The sequence below is a fragment of the Luteimonas sp. J29 genome (genome assembly GCF_000472505.1).
In the GTDB taxonomy this organism is placed as follows: Bacteria; Pseudomonadota; Gammaproteobacteria; order Xanthomonadales; family Xanthomonadaceae; genus Luteimonas.
The window spans coordinates 1-16,558 of the sequence record NZ_AWZR01000015.1 but is presented as its reverse complement, the minus strand read 5'-3'; the positions used below and the strand labels follow the sequence as shown (position 1 = coordinate 16,558).

The following is a 16,558-nucleotide window of genomic DNA, read 5'->3' as shown; positions in this document are numbered from 1 at the left end:
GCGGTGACGCTGCCGGAGGGCACGGAGATGGTGATGCCGGGCGACAACGTGAAGATGTCGGTGTCGCTGATCAACCCGATCGCGATGGACGAGGGCCTGCGGTTCGCGATCCGCGAGGGCGGCCGCACGGTCGGCGCCGGCGTGGTGTCGAAGATCATCAGGTAAGCACCCGGGCCCCGCGACGGCGGGGCCGTGAACCGGACGCCGGGCTCCCAGGCCCGGCGACCGGCCCGGAACCGGGCAAGGCGGCGCAAGCCGCCGTTGCCTTTTCCGGAAAACGGAACGAATCCGTACGCCAGTAGCTCAATTGGCAGAGCAGCGGTCTCCAAAACCGCAGGTTGGGGGTTCGAGTCCCTCCTGGCGTGCCATCCCAGAGTAGCGAGTCGAGTGAACAGCAGAGTCGAACAACCCGGGTCCGCGTCCGCGGGCGACATGGTCAGGTACGCGCTGGCGCTGCTGCTGGTCGCGGCGGGTGTGTTCGCGTTCTACTGGTTCGACGGCCAGTGGCCCGGCGCTGCCCGGATCGCCGCGGTCATGGTGGGCGTGGTGGCCGGCCTGGCGGTGTTCCTGACCACCGCCAAGGGGCACCAGACCCGCGAGTTCCTGTACGAGTCGCGCTTCGAACTGCGCAAGGTGGTCTGGCCGACGCGCCAGGAAGCCATGCGCATGACCTGGATCGTGATGGTGGTCGTGGTCATCATCGCGCTGCTGCTGGCCGGCTTCGACACGATCATCCAGTGGCTGGTCAAGCTGTTCCTTGCCCAATGACGGAGAGTACGGGCCCGATGGAAGCGCAAGGCGTCAAGCGTTGGTATGTGGTGCACGCGTACTCCGGCTTCGAGAAGTCGGTGGCGCAGGCCCTCCGCGACCGCATCGCCCGTGCGGAGATGCAGGACCGCTTCGGCGACGTGCTGGTCCCGACCGAGGAAGTGGTGGAGATGCGCTCCGGCCAGAAGCGCCGCTCCGAGCGCAAGTTCTTCCCCGGCTACGTCCTGGTCCAGATCGCCACCCATGACGACAACGGGATTCCCCGGATCGACAGCGAGTGCTGGCACCTGGTCAAGGAGACCCCGAAGGTGATGGGCTTCATCGGCGGCACCGCCGACCGGCCGTTGCCGATCCGCGACGAGGAGGCCGCGGCCATCCTCGACCGGGTCCAGGAAGGGGTCGAGAAGCCGCGCCCGAAGGTCCTGTTCGAGCCGGGCCAGATGGTCCGGGTCATCGACGGTCCGTTCAACGACTTCAACGGCGTGGTCGAAGAGGTCAACTACGAGAAGAGCCGCCTGCGCGTGGCCGTGCTCATCTTCGGCCGCTCCACCCCGGTGGAGCTGGAATTCGGCCAGGTCGAGAAGGCCTGACCCCCGCCTGGCCGGGACGGGCTGCCCAAACGCCCGGGAACCCGCTATACTAGCCGGCTCCCCGCCCCGGGATGCCGGGTGACAGCGCTGGCCGCCGCGATGGCGGCCTTTCGTGCGGTCGGGGCACCGCGACGCCGGGACGCGTGAATTTCCCGGCCCGATGGGGAGCCTGAACGGCGCTAGCACCCGGAGAGTCCAAGCACCATGGCAAAGAAAGTCATCGGCTACATCAAGCTGCAGGTCAAGGCCGGGCAGGCCAATCCGTCCCCGCCCGTCGGCCCCGCGCTCGGCCAGCGCGGCCTGAACATCATGGAGTTCTGCAAGGCGTTCAACGCCGCCACCCAGAAGCTCGAGCCGGGCCTGCCGATCCCGGTCGTCATCACCGCGTACTCCGACCGCACCTTCACCTTCGTCACCAAGAGCCCCCCGGCCACGGTGCTGCTGAAGAAGGCGGCCGGCATCACCTCCGGCTCCAAGCGCCCGAACACCGAGAAGGTGGGCAAGGTCACCCGCGCCCAGCTCGAGGACATCGCCAAGGCGAAGGAACCCGATCTGACCGCCGCCGACCTGGACGCGGCCGTGCGCACCATCGCGGGCTCCGCCCGTTCGATGGGCCTGGTGGTGGAGGGCTGAGGACATGGCACTGACCAAGCGACAGAAGGCGATCAAGGAAGCGGTGCAGCCCGGCAAGGCGTACCCCATCGACGAAGCACTGAAGATCGTCAGGGAGCACAGCAAGGCGAAGTTCGTCGAGGCCGTGGACGTCGCCGTCCGCCTCGGCGTCGACGCGAGGAAGTCGGACCAGCAGGTGCGCGGCTCGACCGTGCTGCCGCAGGGCACCGGCAAGACCGTGCGCGTGGCCGTGTTCGCGCCGCAGGGCGCCAAGGCCGACGAGGCCCTGGCCGCCGGCGCCGACGCGGTGGGCATGGAGGACCTGGCCGAGCGCATGCAGGCCGGCGAGCTGAACTACGACGTGGTCATCGCGACCCCCGACGCGATGCGCGTGGTCGGCAAGCTCGGCACCGTGCTGGGCCCGCGTGGCCTGATGCCGAACCCGAAGGTCGGCACCGTGTCCCCGAACCCCGGCGAGGCGGTGAAGAACGCCAAGGGCGGCCAGGTGCGCTACCGCACCGACAAGGCCGGCATCATCCACTGCACGATCGGCAAGGCCGACTTCGAGCCTGAGCGCCTGAAGGAGAACCTGCAGGCCCTGCTGGCCGACCTGATCAAGGCCAAGCCGGCCACGGCCAAGGGCCAGTACCTGCAGAAGGTCTCGATCAGCTCGACGATGGGCCCCGGCGTCACCGTCGACCAGTCCTCGCTCAACCTGAAGTGATGTACCTCCCGGGCGGCGCGGTTCGCGCGACGCCCGGGCAGCAAGTTTTGGGGGCACCGGCGCGGGCGTGAGCCCGGGCCGGAGCCGTCAAAGACCGCAGGCGCGGTCGACGCCGCAGCGGCGACGGGCACGGAAGCTCGGAATGGCACGGAATCGCCGCCGCTGTGGGCCAGACCGCTTAATCCCGGACTGCGAAAGCACGAAAGGGCCTGCGCAGATGGTTGCCGCCCTCCAGTGATTGGTTCTACCGGTTCCTGGAAAACGGCCGCCAGATGGAACGCCTCCCAGGGCGTTCCCCGCGTCGAAGGATCGATGCGGACCATGGCCTGTCCCGGCGTAGACGCGCCGGGGCGGAATTGAAGCAAGAGAGGAAGCGCAATGGCTCTGAATCTGAACCAGAAGAAGGAAGTCGTTGCCGAACTGGCCGAGGTCGCCGCCAAGGCGCACTCGCTGGTCGCCGCGGAATACGCGGGTCTCACGGTCGAGCAGTTGACCGACTTGCGCAAGAAGGCCCGCCAGGCGGGCGTGTTCCTGAAGGTTGCCAAGAACACGCTGGTCTCGCGCGCGGTGGAAGGGACCGATTACGCCGTCATCCAGGACGAGCTGACCGGCCCGCTGCTGTTCGCCTTCTCGCAGGAAGACCCCGGCGCCGCCGGCCGCCTCATCAAGGACTTCGCCAAGACCGCCGACAAGCTGAAGCCGCGCCTGGTTTCGCTGGGTGGGCAGAAGTACCCGGGCTCCCACGTGGATGTCCTGGCGTCTCTGCCGACCCGCGAGCAGGCCCTGGCCATGCTGGTGGGCCTGATCGCGCAGCCGGCCACCATGCTGGCCCGCGTGCTCGCCGAGCCCGCCGCGCAGACCGCCCGCGTGATCAACGCGGTCGGCCAGCAGAAGGCTGCCTGAAGTCCGGGTTGAGTCCCGTTCGCAACGCCATCGATCCGATCGTCATACGAACCAATCAGTCAAGGTAATCACAATGTCCCTTTCCAACGAGCAAATCCTGGAAGCCATCGGCAGCAAGACCCTCGTCGAGGTGATGGAGCTGGTCAAGGCTTTTGAAGAGAAGTTCGGCGTCTCCGCCGCCGCCCCGGTCGCCGTGGCCGCCGGCCCGGCCGCTGGCGCCGCCGCCGCGCCGGCCGAGGAGCAGACCGAGTTCACCGTCGTCCTGAAGTCGGCCGGCGAGAAGAAGGTCGAGGTCATCAAGGTGGTCCGCGCGATCACCGGCCTGGGCCTGAAGGAAGCCAAGGACCTCACCGAGGCCGGCGGCACCGTGAAGGAAGGCGCTTCGAAGGAAGACGCCGAGAAGATCAAGAAGGACCTGGAAGCCGCCGGCGCGACCGTCGAGGTCAAGTGATCCCGCGGTCCGTGCGCCCGGCGCACGGACCCGGCCCGCTTCGACCCCGCGCCGCGGGGCGGCTCCCGCCCCCCGGCGGGACCGGCAAGAGGAAAAGATTGGCCCTCAACCGAGAGCAAATCGAAGCAGCATCCACCGCGTTCCCGCCCCGGCGGGGGCGCAGGTGGGACCCGAGGCTGGGGACTGGCGTCCCCGGCCTTCGGTCGTTGTAAGGCGGCGGCGGTGGCGGTGCCCGGGATCCGGGCCGGCCACGCGACCGACGCTCAGCAGTTGTCAGTGGTCAGTAGCAGGAGAGGGCGTGCTGGTGCCGGCAATACCAGCGACTGTCCAGTGACAACTATCCGTTATCCCGGGCGCGCGCCCGCGCGGGCCCAAGACCGAGGCATCAGCCCCCCATGACGACTACCCAGCTCAAGTCGGAATACTCGTTCACCGAGAAGAAGCGCATCCGCAAGAACTTCGGCAAGCGCCGCTCGATCCTCGAGGTGCCGTTCCTGCTCGCGATCCAGGTCGATTCCTACCGCGAATTCCTGCAGGCGGACGTCGAGCCGGGCAAGCGCGAGGACAAGGGCCTGCACGCGGCGCTCAAGTCGGTGTTCCCGATCGTCAGCTACAACGGCTACGCGGCGCTGGAGTACGTCGGCTACAAGCTCGGCGAGCCGGTGTTCGACGAGCGCGAGTGCCGCCAGCGCGGCATGAGCTACGGCGCGCCGCTGCGCGTGACCGTGCGCCTGGTGATCTACGACCGCGAGTCGTCGAGCAAGGCGATCAAGTACGTGAAGGAGCAGGAGGTGTACATGGGCGAGATCCCGCTCATGACCGAGAACGGCACCTTCATCGTCAACGGCACCGAGCGCGTCATCGTCTCCCAGCTGCACCGTTCGCCGGGCGTGTTCTTCGACCACGACCGCGGCAAGACCCACAGCTCGGGCAAGCTGCTGTTCTCGGCCCGCGTGATCCCCTACCGCGGCTCGTGGCTGGACTTCGAGTTCGACCCGAAGGACGCGCTGTACACCCGCATCGACCGCCGCCGCAAGCTGCCGGTCTCGGTGCTGCTGCGCGCGCTGGGCTACTCCAACGAGGAGATGCTCAACGAGTTCTTCGAGATCAACACCTTCCACATCCTGCCGGAAGGCGAGGGCGTGCAGCTGGAGCTGGTGCCCGAGCGCCTGCGCGGCGAGACCCTGAACTTCGACCTGTCCGACGGCGAGAAGGTGATCGTCGAGGCCGGCAAGCGCATCACCGCGCGCCACGTGCGCCAGCTCGAGGCCTCGGGCATCACCGCGCTCGCGGTGCCGGACGAGTACCTGGTCGGCCGCGTGCTCTCCCACGACGTCGTCGACGCCTCGACCGGCGAGCTGATCGCCTCGGCCAACGACGAGATCACCGAGGAGACCCTGCAGGCGCTGCGCAAGGCCGGCATCGACGCCATCGGCACGATCTGGACCAACGACCTCGACCGCGGTCCGTACCTGTCCAACACCCTGCGCGTGGACCCGACCAAGACCCAGCTCGACGCGCTGGTCGAGATCTACCGCATGATGCGCCCGGGCGAGCCGCCGACCAAGGACGCCGCGCAGAACCTGTTCCACAACCTGTTCTTCTCGTTCGAGCGCTACGACCTGTCGGCCGTGGGCCGGATGAAGTTCAACCGCCGCCTCGGCCGCCGCGAGGTGACCGGCTCGCCGGTACTGTACGACGCCAAGTACTTCGCCGAGCGCAAGGACGAGGAGTCCGTGCGCATGCGCGAGCAGTACGGCGACATGTCCGACATCCTGGACGTGATCAAGGTGCTGTGCGAGATCCGCAACGGCCGCGGCCAGGTGGACGACATCGACCACCTCGGCAACCGCCGCGTGCGTTCGGTCGGCGAGATGGCCGAGAACGTGTTCCGCGTGGGCCTGGTCCGCGTCGAGCGCGCCGTGCGCGAGCGCCTGACCATGGCCGAGGCCGATGGCCTGACCCCGCAGGAGCTGATCAACGCCAAGCCGGTCGCGGCCGCGGTCAAGGAGTTCTTCGGCTCCTCGCAGCTGTCGCAGTTCATGGACCAGAACAACCCGCTGTCGGAGGTCACCCACAAGCGCCGCGTCTCGGCGCTGGGCCCGGGCGGCCTGACCCGCGAGCGCGCCGGCTTCGAGGTGCGCGACGTGCACCCGACCCACTATGGCCGCGTCTGCACCATCGAGACCCCTGAAGGCCCGAACATCGGCCTGATCAACTCGCTGGCGGTGTTCGCCCGCACCAACCGCTACGGATTCCTCGAGACCCCGTACCGCAAGGTCGTGGACGGCAAGGTCACCGACGAGATCGAGTACCTGTCGGCGATCGAGGAGAACGAGTTCGTCATCGCCCAGGCCAACGCGCCGCGCGATGCCGAGGGCAACCTCACCGCGCAGTTCGTGTCCTGCCGGTTCCAGGGCGAGAACCTGCTCAAGCCGCCGAGCGAGGTCCACTACATGGACGTCTCGCCGATGCAGACCGTGTCGGTCGCGGCCGCGCTGGTGCCGTTCCTCGAGCACGACGACGCCAACCGCGCGCTGATGGGCGCGAACATGCAGCGCCAGGCGGTGCCGACGCTGCGCGCCGAGAAGCCGCTGGTGGGCACCGGCATCGAGCGCGCCGTGGCGCGCGACTCGGGCGTGACCGTGAACGCGCGCCGCGGCGGCGTGATCGAGCAGATCGACGCGGCCCGCATCGTGGTCAAGGTCAACGAGGACGAGATCTCGGGCGAGACCGACGCCGGCGTCGACATCTACAACCTGATCAAGTACACCCGCTCCAACCAGAACACCTGCATCAACCAGACCCCGCTGGTGAACGTGGGCGACGTGGTCGCGCGCGGCGACGTGCTGGCCGACGGCCCCTCGACCGACCTGGGCGAGCTGGCGCTGGGCCAGAACATGCTGGTCGCGTTCATGCCCTGGAACGGCTACAACTTCGAGGACTCGATCCTGCTCTCGGAGCGCGTGGTCCAGGAGGACCGCTACACCACGATCCACATCGAGGAACTGACCTGCGTCGCCCGCGACACCAAGCTGGGCCCGGAGGAGATCTCGGCCGACATTCCGAACGTCTCCGAGCAGGCGCTCAACCGCCTCGACGAGTCGGGCGTGGTGTACATCGGCGCCGAGGTCCGCGCCGGCGACATCCTGGTCGGCAAGGTCACGCCCAAGGGCGAGAGCCAGCTGACCCCCGAGGAGAAGCTGCTGCGCGCGATCTTCGGCGAGAAGGCCTCCGACGTGAAGGACAGCTCGCTGCGCGTGCCGCCGGGCATGGACGGCACCGTCATCGACGTGCAGGTCTTCACCCGCGACGGCATCGAGAAGGACAAGCGCGCCAAGCAGATCGAGGAAAGCGAGATCAAGCGCGTCAAGAAGGACTTCGACGACCAGTTCCGGATCCTCGAGGCCGCGATCTACGACCGCCTGCGTTCGCAGCTGATCGGCAAGGTCGCGCTCGGCGGGCCTGGCGTGAAGAAGGGCGACACCGTCACCTCGCTGGTGCTCGACGGGCTGAAGAAGTCCGACTGGTTCCAGCTGCGGATGAAGGACGAGGACGCCGCCGAGGCGATCGAGCGCGCGCAGAAGCAGATCGAGGCGCACGAGAAGGAGTTCGAGAAGCGCTTCGCCGACAAGCGCGCCAAGATCACCCAGGGCGACGACCTCGCACCGGGCGTGCTGAAGATGGTCAAGGTCTACCTGGCCGTGAAGCGCCGCATCCAGCCCGGCGACAAGATGGCCGGCCGCCACGGCAACAAGGGCGTGGTGTCCACGATCGTGCCGGTCGAGGACATGCCCTACATGGCCGACGGCACCACCGTCGACATCGTGCTCAACCCGCTGGGCGTGCCGAGCCGCATGAACATCGGCCAGATCCTCGAGACCCACCTGGGTTGGGCCGCGAAGGGCCTGGGCCGCAAGATCGACCGCATGCTGCAGGCGCAGGCCAACGTGTCCGAGCTGCGCAAGTTCCTCGACCAGATCTACAACCACGACCAGGAGCTGCTGGCCCAGCGCGTCGACCTCTCGCAGTTCAGCGACGAGGAGCTGATCGACCTGGCCAGGAACCTGGTCGAAGGCGTGCCGATGGCCACCCCGGTGTTCGACGGCGCGACCGAGGCCGAGATCAAGAAGATGCTCGAGCTCGCCGACCTGCCGACCAGCGGCCAGACCCAGCTCTTCGACGGCCGCACCGGCGAGGCGTTCGAGCGCAAGGTCACGGTGGGCTACATGCACATGCTGAAGCTCAACCACCTGGTCGACGACAAGATGCACGCGCGTTCCACCGGCCCGTACTCGCTGGTCACCCAGCAGCCGCTGGGCGGCAAGGCCCAGTTCGGCGGCCAGCGCTTCGGCGAGATGGAGATGTGGGCGCTGGAGGCCTACGGCGCGGCCTACACCATGCAGGAAATGCTGACGGTGAAGTCCGACGACGTGCAGGGCCGCAACCAGATGTACAAGAACATCGTCGATGGCGAGTACGAGATGGTCGCCGGCATGCCGGAGTCCTTCAACGTGCTGGTCAAGGAAATCCGCTCGCTGGCCATCAACATGGAGCTTGAGGAGCACTGAGGCGCCGCGCGCGGGCAGGGCACGCCCCTTCCCGCGCGGTCAACGGTTCCGCCAGCAGTCCCTCAACCCCGGAGAACGACATGAAAGATTTGCTCAACCTCTTCAACCAGCAGCGGCAGACGCCCGACTTCGACGCGATCAAGATCGGGCTGGCGTCGCCGGACCTGATCCGTTCGTGGTCCTATGGCGAGGTGAAGAAGCCCGAGACCATCAACTACCGCACCTTCAAGCCCGAGCGCGACGGCCTGTTCTGCGCCGCCATCTTCGGGCCGGTGAAGGACTACGAGTGCCTGTGCGGCAAGTACAAGCGCATGAAGCACCGCGGCGTGGTCTGCGAGAAGTGCGGCACCGAGGTCACCCTGGCCAAGGTCCGCCGCGAGCGCATGGGCCACATCGACCTGGCTTCGCCGGTCGCCCACATCTGGTTCCTGAAGTCGCTGCCGTCGCGCATCGGCCTGATGCTCGACATGACCCTGCGCGACATCGAGCGCATCCTCTACTTCGAGGCGTTCGTGGTCACCGAGCCGGGCCTGACCCCGATGGAGCGCGGCCAGCTGCTCACCGAGGAGCAGTACATGCAGGCGCGCCAGGAGCACGGCGACGACTTCGACGCCGCGATGGGCGCCGAGGCGGTCTACGACCTGCTGCGCACCATCGACCTGCAGGCCGAGATCCTCAAGCTCAAGGAGGAGATCGCCGCGACCGGTTCGGAGACCAAGCTCAAGCGCCTGACCAAGCGGATCAAGCTGATCGAGGCGTTCGTCGAGTCCGGCAACCGTCCCGAATGGATGGTGCTGACCGTGCTGCCGGTGCTGCCGCCCGACCTGCGCCCGCTGGTCCCGCTGGACGGCGGCCGCTTCGCGACCTCCGACCTCAACGACCTCTATCGCCGCGTCATCAACCGCAACAACCGCCTGCGCCGCCTGCTCGAGCTCAACGCGCCCGACATCATCGTGCGCAACGAGAAGCGCATGCTGCAGGAGGCGGTGGACGCGCTGATGGACAACGGCCGCCGCGGCCGCGCCATCACCGGCACCAACAAGCGTCCGCTCAAGTCGCTGGCCGACATGATCAAGGGCAAGCAGGGCCGGTTCCGCCAGAACCTGCTCGGCAAGCGCGTCGACTACTCGGGCCGTTCGGTCATCGTGGTCGGCCCGACCCTGCGCCTGCACGAATGCGGCCTGCCGAAGAAGATGGCGCTCGAGCTGTTCAAGCCGTTCATCTTCTCCAAGCTGCAGCGTCGCGGGCTGGCCACCACCATCAAGGCGGCCAAGAAGCTGGTCGAGCGCGAGGAGCCGGAGGTCTGGGACATCCTCGAGGAAGTCATCCGCGAGCATCCGGTGCTGCTCAACCGCGCGCCGACCCTGCACCGCCTGGGCATCCAGGCGTTCGAGCCGGTGCTGATCGAGGGCAAGGCGATCCAGCTGCACCCGCTGGTCTGCACCGCGTTCAACGCCGACTTCGACGGCGACCAGATGGCCGTGCACGTCCCGCTGAGCCTCGAGGCCCAGCTGGAAGCGCGAGCGCTGATGATGTCGACCAACAACATCCTGTCGCCCGCCAACGGCGAGCCGATCATCGTGCCGTCGCAGGACGTGGTGCTCGGCCTGTACTACATGACCCGCGCCCTGGAGAACGTGCCGGGCGAGGGCATGGTGTTCGCCAACGTGGCCGAGGTCCGCCGCGCCTACGACAACCGCGTCGCCGCGCTGCACGCCAAGGTCAAGGTGCGCGTCACCGAGACGGTGATCGGCGAGGACGGGTCGCGCGAGAAGAAGACCTCGATCGTGGACACCACGGTCGGACGCGCGCTGCTGGCCGAGATCCTGCCCGACGGCCTGCCGTTCGCGCTGGTCAACACCGAGCTGACCAAGAAGAACATCTCGCGCCTGATCAACAGCTGCTACCGCCAGCTGGGCCTGAAGGACACCGTGGTGTTCGCCGACAAGCTGATGTACACCGGCTTCGGCTTCGCCACCCGCGCGGGCGTGTCGATCGGCATCGACGACATGACCATCCCGGCCGAGAAGAAGGACATCCTGGCCGAGGCCGAGGCCGAGGTGCTGGAGATCCAGCAGCAGTACCAGTCGGGCCTGGTGACCGCCGGCGAGCGCTACAACAAGGTGGTCGACATCTGGTCGCGCACCAACGAGCGCGTGGCCAAGGCGATGATGGACACCATCGGCACCGAGGTCGTGACCAACGCCAAGGGCGAGCAGGTCCAGCAGAAGTCGATGAACTCGATCTTCATCATGGCCGACTCGGGCGCGCGTGGTTCGCAGGCGCAGATCCGCCAGTTGGCCGGCATGCGCGGCCTGATGGCCAAGCCGGACGGCTCGATCATCGAGACCCCGATCACCTCGAACTTCCGCGAGGGCCTGGACGTCCAGCAGTACTTCATTTCGACCCACGGCGCGCGCAAGGGCCTGGCCGACACCGCGCTCAAGACCGCCAACTCGGGCTACCTGACCCGCCGCCTGGTCGACGTCGCCCAGGACGTGGTCATCACCGAGCACGACTGCGGCACCCTGCGTGGCCTGACCATGACCCCGATCGTCGAAGGCGGCGACGTGGTCGAGCCGCTGCGCGACCGCGTGCTCGGCCGTGTGGTGGCCGAGGACGTGTTCCTGCCGGGCAACGACGAGGATCCGCTGGTCACCCGCAACACGCTCCTCGACGAGGCGTGGGTGCAGAAGCTCGAGGAGGCCGGCGTCCCGTCGGTCAAGGTGCGCTCGACCATCACCTGCGAAAGCGCCTTCGGCGTGTGCGCGCAGTGCTACGGCCGCGACCTTGGCCGTGGCCACCTGGTGAACCTGGGCGAGGCCGTGGGCGTGGTCGCCGCGCAGTCGATCGGCGAGCCGGGTACCCAGCTGACGATGCGGACCTTCCACATCGGCGGCGCGGCCTCGCGTGCGGCGGCGATCGACAGCATCACGGTCAAGACGACCGGCACGATCAAGTTCAACAACCTCAAGACCGTGCAGCACGCGGCCGGCCACCTGACCGTGGTCTCGCGTTCGGGCGAGCTGTCGGTGCTCGACCCGCACGGCCGCGAGCGCGAACGCTACAAGCTTCCGTACGGCGCGACCGTGGCGGTGCCGGACGGCGCCGAGATCAAGGCCGGCCAGACGGTCGCCAACTGGGATCCGCACAACCACCCGATCGTGTCCGAGGTGGCGGGCTTCATCCGCTTCGTGGACTTCGTCGACGGCGTCACCGTCATCGAGAAGACCGACGAGCTGACCGGCCTGGCCTCGCGCGAGATCACCGATCCCAAGCGTCGCGGCTCGCAGGGCAAGGACCTGCGCCCGATCGTGCGCATCGTCGACAAGGACGGCAACGACCTCAACATCCCGGGCACCGACCTGCCGGCGCAGTACCTGCTGCCGCCGCGCTCGGTCGTCAACCTGCAGGACGGCGCCCCGGTGGGCGTGGGCGACGTGGTCGCCAAGATCCCGCAGGAAGCCTCCAAGACCCGCGACATCACCGGCGGCCTGCCGCGCGTGGCCGACCTGTTCGAGGCCCGCAAGCCGAAGGATCCGGCGATCCTGGCCGAGAAGTCGGGCATCGTCAGCTTCGGCAAGGACACCAAGGGCAAGCAGCGCCTGATCATCAAGGGCGCCGACGGCGAGGACCACGAGGAGCTGATCCCGAAGTACCGCCAGATCATCGTGTTCGAAGGCGAGCACGTGGAGAAGGGCGAGACGATCGTGGACGGCGAGCCGAGCCCGCAGGACATCCTGCGCCTGCTGGGCATCGAGCCGCTGGCCTCGTACCTGACCAAGGAGATCCAGGACGTCTACCGCCTGCAGGGCGTGAAGATCAACGACAAGCACATCGAGGTGATCATTCGCCAGATGCTGCGCAAGGTCGAGATCACCGACCCGGGCGACAGCCGCTACCTGGTGGGCGAGCAGGTCGAGCGCCAGCGCGTGCTGGAGGAGAACCAGCGCCTGCTGTCGCGCAACGAGTTGCCGATCAAGTTCGAGCCGGTGCTGCTGGGCATCACCAAGGCCTCGCTGGCGACCGAGTCGTTCCTGTCGGCGGCCTCGTTCCAGGAGACCACCCGCGTGCTGACCGAGGCGGCCGTCCGCGGCACCCGCGACCACCTGCGCGGGCTCAAGGAGAACGTGATCGTCGGCCGGCTGATCCCGGCCGGCACCGGCTTGGCCTACCACACCCGGCGCCGGAACCGGGCCACCGGCCTGACCGACTCCGAGCTCGAGACCCTGAGCGGCCCCGCCACCCAGGAGGAGGCCCCGGCCGACGCCTCGGCGGTCATGCTCGAGGACGCCCCGGCCCCGTCCGAGGCGCCCGGCGAGGAGCCCTCGGGCAACTGATGTAGTATCCCGGCGGGCCCCAGGGCCCGCCCAGATCTCGGAATGAGGCGCAGGGAGCGCCTCGTGTCCGGCCCAGGACGGGCGGAACAGCGCTTTCGGGCCCTGCCGCGGCACGCCGTGGCAGCGGGGCCGGGGCATGGCTTGCGTTGACGGTTTCCGTCGGCGCGGGCTATACTTTTCCGTCTCGGCAGGCAGGGTACGCCCCCGCCTGCCGTCATTTTCACGAGGGCGCAAGCCCCGAAACCCAAGAACCTTTCCGACCGATGGCAACGATCAACCAGCTGGTGCGCAAGCCGCGCAGCCAAGTCGTCTACAAGAGCCCGTCGCCTGCGCTGGCCAACTGCCCGCAGCGCCGCGGCGTGTGCACCCGCGTGTACACCACCACCCCGAAGAAGCCGAACTCGGCCCTTCGCAAGGTGGCCAAGGTGCGCCTGACCAATGGCTACGAGGTGATCTCGTACATCGGCGGCGAGGGCCACAACCTGCAGGAGCACAGCGTGGTGCTGATCCGCGGCGGTCGCGTCAAGGACCTGCCGGGCGTGCGCTACCACACCGTGCGCGGCGCGCTCGACGCCGCCGGCGTCACCAAGCGCAAGCAGGCGCGTTCCAAGTACGGCGCGAAGCGCCCGAAGGCCTGAGGATCATCACATGTCGCGTAAAGGAAACACCCCGCAGCGTTCGGTCCTGCCCGATCCCAAGCACGGCAGCGAGACCATCGCCCGTTTCATCAACATGGTGATGAAGAGCGGCAAGAAGTCCGTCGCCGAGAAGATCGTCTACGGCGCCATGGACGTCATCGGCGAGAAGAACGGCAACCCGCTGGAACTGGTCGAGAAGGCCCTGGGCAACGTCGCCCCGGCCGTCGAGGTGAAGTCCCGCCGCGTCGGCGGCGCCACCTACCAGGTCCCGGTCGAGGTCCGCCAGTCCCGCCGCCAGGCGCTGGCCATGCGCTGGCTGATCGAGTCCGCCCGCAAGCGCGGCGAGAACTCGATGCCGCGCAAGCTCGCGGCTGAACTCATCGATGCTTCCGAGAATCGCGGCGGCGCGATCAAGAAGCGCGAGGAAACCCACCGCATGGCGGATGCGAACAAGGCGTTCGCGCACTACCGCTGGTGATCTTCGGGGGCCTCCGGCCCCCACGGCACCGCCAGGTGCCATTTCGCGGCCCTGCCGCACGCGATGTCCAGATGCCGCCGCGAGGCGGCATTCGGCCATTGAAGCGAGTCCTTCGCGACAGTCCGGGCGCACCTAGCGCGGACTTCCCACCGCACCGAATCTGAGGCAATCCCCGTGGCCCGCACGACCCCCATCGAACGCTACCGCAACTTCGGCATCATGGCCCACATCGATGCCGGCAAGACCACGACGTCCGAGCGCATCCTGTTCTACACCGGCAAGAGCCACAAGCTCGGCGAGGTGCACGACGGCGCCGCGACGATGGACTGGATGGAGCAGGAGCAGGAGCGCGGCATCACGATCCAGTCGGCGGCCACGACCGCGTTCTGGAAGGGAATGGACAAGTCCTTCCCCGAGCACCGCTTCAACATCATCGACACCCCCGGGCACGTCGACTTCACCATCGAGGTGGAGCGTTCGCTGCGCGTGCTCGACGGCGCGGTGTTCGTGCTGTGCGCGGTCGGCGGCGTGCAGCCGCAGTCGGAGACCGTGTGGCGCCAGGCCAACAAGTACCACGTGCCGCGCATCGCGTTCGTCAACAAGATGGACCGCACCGGCGCCAACTTCTTCAAGGTCCGCGACCAGCTGAAGTCGCGCCTGGGCGCGTTCCCGGTGCCGATGCAGGTGCCGATCGGTGCCGAGGACAACTTCGAGGGCGTGGTCGACCTGGTCAAGATGAAGGCCATCTACTGGGATCCCGCCTCGCAGGGCCTGAACTTCGAGTACCGGGACATCCCGGACAACCTGAAGGAGCAGGCCGAGGAAGCGCGCGCGTTCATGGTCGAGTCCGCGGCCGAGGCCAGCGAAGAGCTGATGGACAAGTACCTCGAGGGCGGCGAGCTCACCGAGGAGGAGATCATCCGCGGCCTGCGCGAGCGCACCCTGAAGACCGAGATCGTGCCGATGTTCTGCGGCTCGGCGTTCAAGAACAAGGGCGTGCAGGCGATGCTCGACGGCGTCGTGCACCTGCTGCCGTCGCCGGTCGACGTGCCGCCGGTCAAGGGCGTGGACGTCGACGACGAGACCAAGGTCCTGACCCGCGAGTCCAGCGACAAGGCCCCGTTCTCGGCGCTGGCGTTCAAGATCATGACCGACCCGTTCGTCGGTTCGCTGACCTTCTTCCGCGTCTACTCCGGCATCCTGAGCGCCGGCGACCAGGTGCTGAACTCGGTCAAGGGCAAGAAGGAGCGCATCGGCCGCCTGCTGCAGATGCACTCCAACCAGCGCGACGAGATCAAGGAAGTGCTGGCCGGCGACATCGCCGCCGCGGTCGGCCTGAAGGATGTGGTCACGGGCGACACCCTGTGCGCCCAGGACGCGCCGATCGTGCTCGAGCGCATGACCTTCCCGGAGCCGGTGATCTCGATGGCGGTCGAGCCCAAGACCAAGTCCGACCAGGAGAAGATGGGCCTGGCGCTGGGTCGCCTGGCGCAGGAGGACCCGTCCTTCCGCGTGCGCACCGACGAGGAGTCGGGCCAGACCATCATCTCGGGCATGGGCGAGCTGCACCTGGACATCATCGTCGACCGCCTCAAGCGCGAGTTCAACGTCGAGGCCAACGTCGGCAAGCCGCAGGTCGCCTACCGCGAGACCATCCGCAAGACGGTCAAGCAGGAAGGCAAGTTCGTCCGCCAGTCGGGCGGCAAGGGCCAGTTCGGCCACGTGTGGCTCGAGATCTCGCCGCAGGAGCCGGGCAAGGGCTACGAGTTCGAGAACGCGATCGTCGGCGGCGTGGTGCCGAAGGAATACATCCCGGCGGTCGACAAGGGCATCCAGGAGGCGATGGCAAACGGCATCCTCGCCGGCTACCCGGTCGTGGACGTCAAGGTGAAGCTGTTCGACGGTTCGTACCACGAGGTCGACTCGTCGGAAATGGCGTTCAAGATCGCCGCCTCGATGGGCTTCAAGGAAGGCTTCATGAAGGCCTCCCCGGTGCTGCTCGAGCCGATCATGAAGGTCGAGGTGGTCACCCCCGAGGAGTACCTGGGCGACGTGATGGGCGACGTGAGCCGTCGCCGCGGCATCCTGCAGGGCCAGGACGACAGCCCGTCGGGCAAGATCATCAACGCGATGATCCCGCTGGGCGAGATGTTCGGCTACGCCACCCAGCTGCGTTCGATGTCGCAGGGCCGCGCGACCTTCACCATGGAGTTCGACCACTACGCCGAGGCCCCGGCCAACATCGCCGAGGCGGTGGTCAAGAAGAACTAAGGGCATGCTCCGCCCCCGGGCCTGCGGCCGCGAGGCGCGCGGGCCGCGGCGGGCGGGTCGCCAACGCGTTTCCGCCGGCCGCCGGGCCGGCAGTCACCATTACGGATCACAGAGGCAACAGTCATGGCAAAGGGTAAGTTCGAGCGCACCAAGCCCCACGTGAACGTGGGCACGATCGGCCACGTGGACCACGGCAAGACGACGCTGACGGC

At 67.8% G+C, this 16,558-nt stretch carries 12 protein-coding genes, 1 tRNA gene and 1 pseudogene; all 14 read left to right on the top strand.

Annotated features, from left to right (window positions below; all coding sequences use genetic code 11):
- Positions 1-165 (top strand): annotated as a pseudogene (tuf, locus tag LUTJ29_RS18490) (elongation factor Tu); the annotation flags it as partial.
- Between the two features lie 127 nt (positions 166-292).
- Positions 293-368: transfer RNA gene (locus LUTJ29_RS0114295), tRNA-Trp, on the top strand.
- Positions 369-387: 19 nt separating this feature from the next.
- Positions 388-768 (top strand): preprotein translocase subunit SecE, encoded by a 381-nt coding sequence (gene secE / locus LUTJ29_RS0114290; RefSeq protein ID WP_027073103.1) that lies wholly within the window; start codon positions 388-390, stop codon positions 766-768.
- A gap of 17 nt (positions 769-785) precedes the next feature.
- Complete coding sequence (nusG, locus tag LUTJ29_RS0114285) at positions 786-1,358, top strand: transcription termination/antitermination protein NusG (protein ID WP_043741652.1); 573 nt, start codon at positions 786-788, stop codon at positions 1,356-1,358.
- 204 nt (positions 1,359-1,562) lie between these two features.
- Positions 1,563-1,991, top strand: a complete 429-nt coding sequence (gene rplK, locus LUTJ29_RS0114280) for a 50S ribosomal protein L11 (RefSeq protein WP_027073101.1) — start codon at positions 1,563-1,565, stop codon at positions 1,989-1,991.
- A 4-nt stretch (positions 1,992-1,995) separates the two neighbouring features.
- On the top strand, positions 1,996-2,694 hold the full coding sequence (gene rplA, locus LUTJ29_RS0114275) for a 50S ribosomal protein L1 (protein ID WP_027073100.1): 699 nt from the start codon (positions 1,996-1,998) through the stop codon (positions 2,692-2,694).
- Between the two features lie 378 nt (positions 2,695-3,072).
- Complete coding sequence (rplJ, locus tag LUTJ29_RS0114270; protein ID WP_027073099.1) at positions 3,073-3,597, top strand: 50S ribosomal protein L10; 525 nt, start codon at positions 3,073-3,075, stop codon at positions 3,595-3,597.
- Positions 3,598-3,670: 73 nt separating this feature from the next.
- A complete protein-coding gene (rplL, locus tag LUTJ29_RS0114265; protein WP_027073098.1) occupies positions 3,671-4,048 on the top strand; it encodes a 50S ribosomal protein L7/L12 in 378 nt (125 codons plus the stop codon).
- Between the two features lie 395 nt (positions 4,049-4,443).
- A complete protein-coding gene (gene rpoB / locus LUTJ29_RS0114260; protein WP_027073097.1) occupies positions 4,444-8,619 on the top strand; it encodes a DNA-directed RNA polymerase subunit beta in 4,176 nt (1,391 codons plus the stop codon).
- Positions 8,620-8,699: 80 nt separating this feature from the next.
- On the top strand, positions 8,700-12,959 hold the full coding sequence (gene rpoC / locus LUTJ29_RS0114255) for a DNA-directed RNA polymerase subunit beta' (protein ID WP_027073096.1): 4,260 nt from the start codon (positions 8,700-8,702) through the stop codon (positions 12,957-12,959).
- A 263-nt stretch (positions 12,960-13,222) separates the two neighbouring features.
- Complete coding sequence (gene rpsL / locus LUTJ29_RS0114250; RefSeq protein ID WP_027073095.1) at positions 13,223-13,597, top strand: 30S ribosomal protein S12; 375 nt, start codon at positions 13,223-13,225, stop codon at positions 13,595-13,597.
- Between the two features lie 10 nt (positions 13,598-13,607).
- On the top strand, positions 13,608-14,075 hold the full coding sequence (gene rpsG / locus LUTJ29_RS0114245) for a 30S ribosomal protein S7 (protein ID WP_027073094.1): 468 nt from the start codon (positions 13,608-13,610) through the stop codon (positions 14,073-14,075).
- Positions 14,076-14,249: 174 nt separating this feature from the next.
- Complete coding sequence (gene fusA, locus LUTJ29_RS0114240; protein WP_027073093.1) at positions 14,250-16,346, top strand: elongation factor G; 2,097 nt, start codon at positions 14,250-14,252, stop codon at positions 16,344-16,346.
- A gap of 123 nt (positions 16,347-16,469) precedes the next feature.
- On the top strand, positions 16,470-16,558 hold an 89-nt coding region (locus LUTJ29_RS17690; protein ID WP_032978997.1), incomplete at its 3' end, for a GTP-binding protein.

What these genes read in the sequence shown, in the direction of transcription:
- nusG (WP_043741652.1), top strand. Translation starts at nt 786, where the DNA reads ATGGAAGCGCAAGGCGTCAAGCGTTGGTATGTGGTGCACGCGTACTCC.
- rpsL (WP_027073095.1), top strand. Translation starts at nt 13,223, where the DNA reads ATGGCAACGATCAACCAGCTGGTGCGCAAGCCGCGCAGCCAAGTCGTC.
- rplL (WP_027073098.1), top strand. Translation starts at nt 3,671, where the DNA reads ATGTCCCTTTCCAACGAGCAAATCCTGGAAGCCATCGGCAGCAAGACC.
- rplA (WP_027073100.1), top strand. Translation starts at nt 1,996, where the DNA reads ATGGCACTGACCAAGCGACAGAAGGCGATCAAGGAAGCGGTGCAGCCC.
- rpoB (WP_027073097.1), top strand. Translation starts at nt 4,444, where the DNA reads ATGACGACTACCCAGCTCAAGTCGGAATACTCGTTCACCGAGAAGAAG.
- rpsG (WP_027073094.1), top strand. Translation starts at nt 13,608, where the DNA reads ATGTCGCGTAAAGGAAACACCCCGCAGCGTTCGGTCCTGCCCGATCCC.
- rpoC (WP_027073096.1), top strand. Translation starts at nt 8,700, where the DNA reads ATGAAAGATTTGCTCAACCTCTTCAACCAGCAGCGGCAGACGCCCGAC.
- rplK (WP_027073101.1), top strand. Translation starts at nt 1,563, where the DNA reads ATGGCAAAGAAAGTCATCGGCTACATCAAGCTGCAGGTCAAGGCCGGG.
- rplJ (WP_027073099.1), top strand. Translation starts at nt 3,073, where the DNA reads ATGGCTCTGAATCTGAACCAGAAGAAGGAAGTCGTTGCCGAACTGGCC.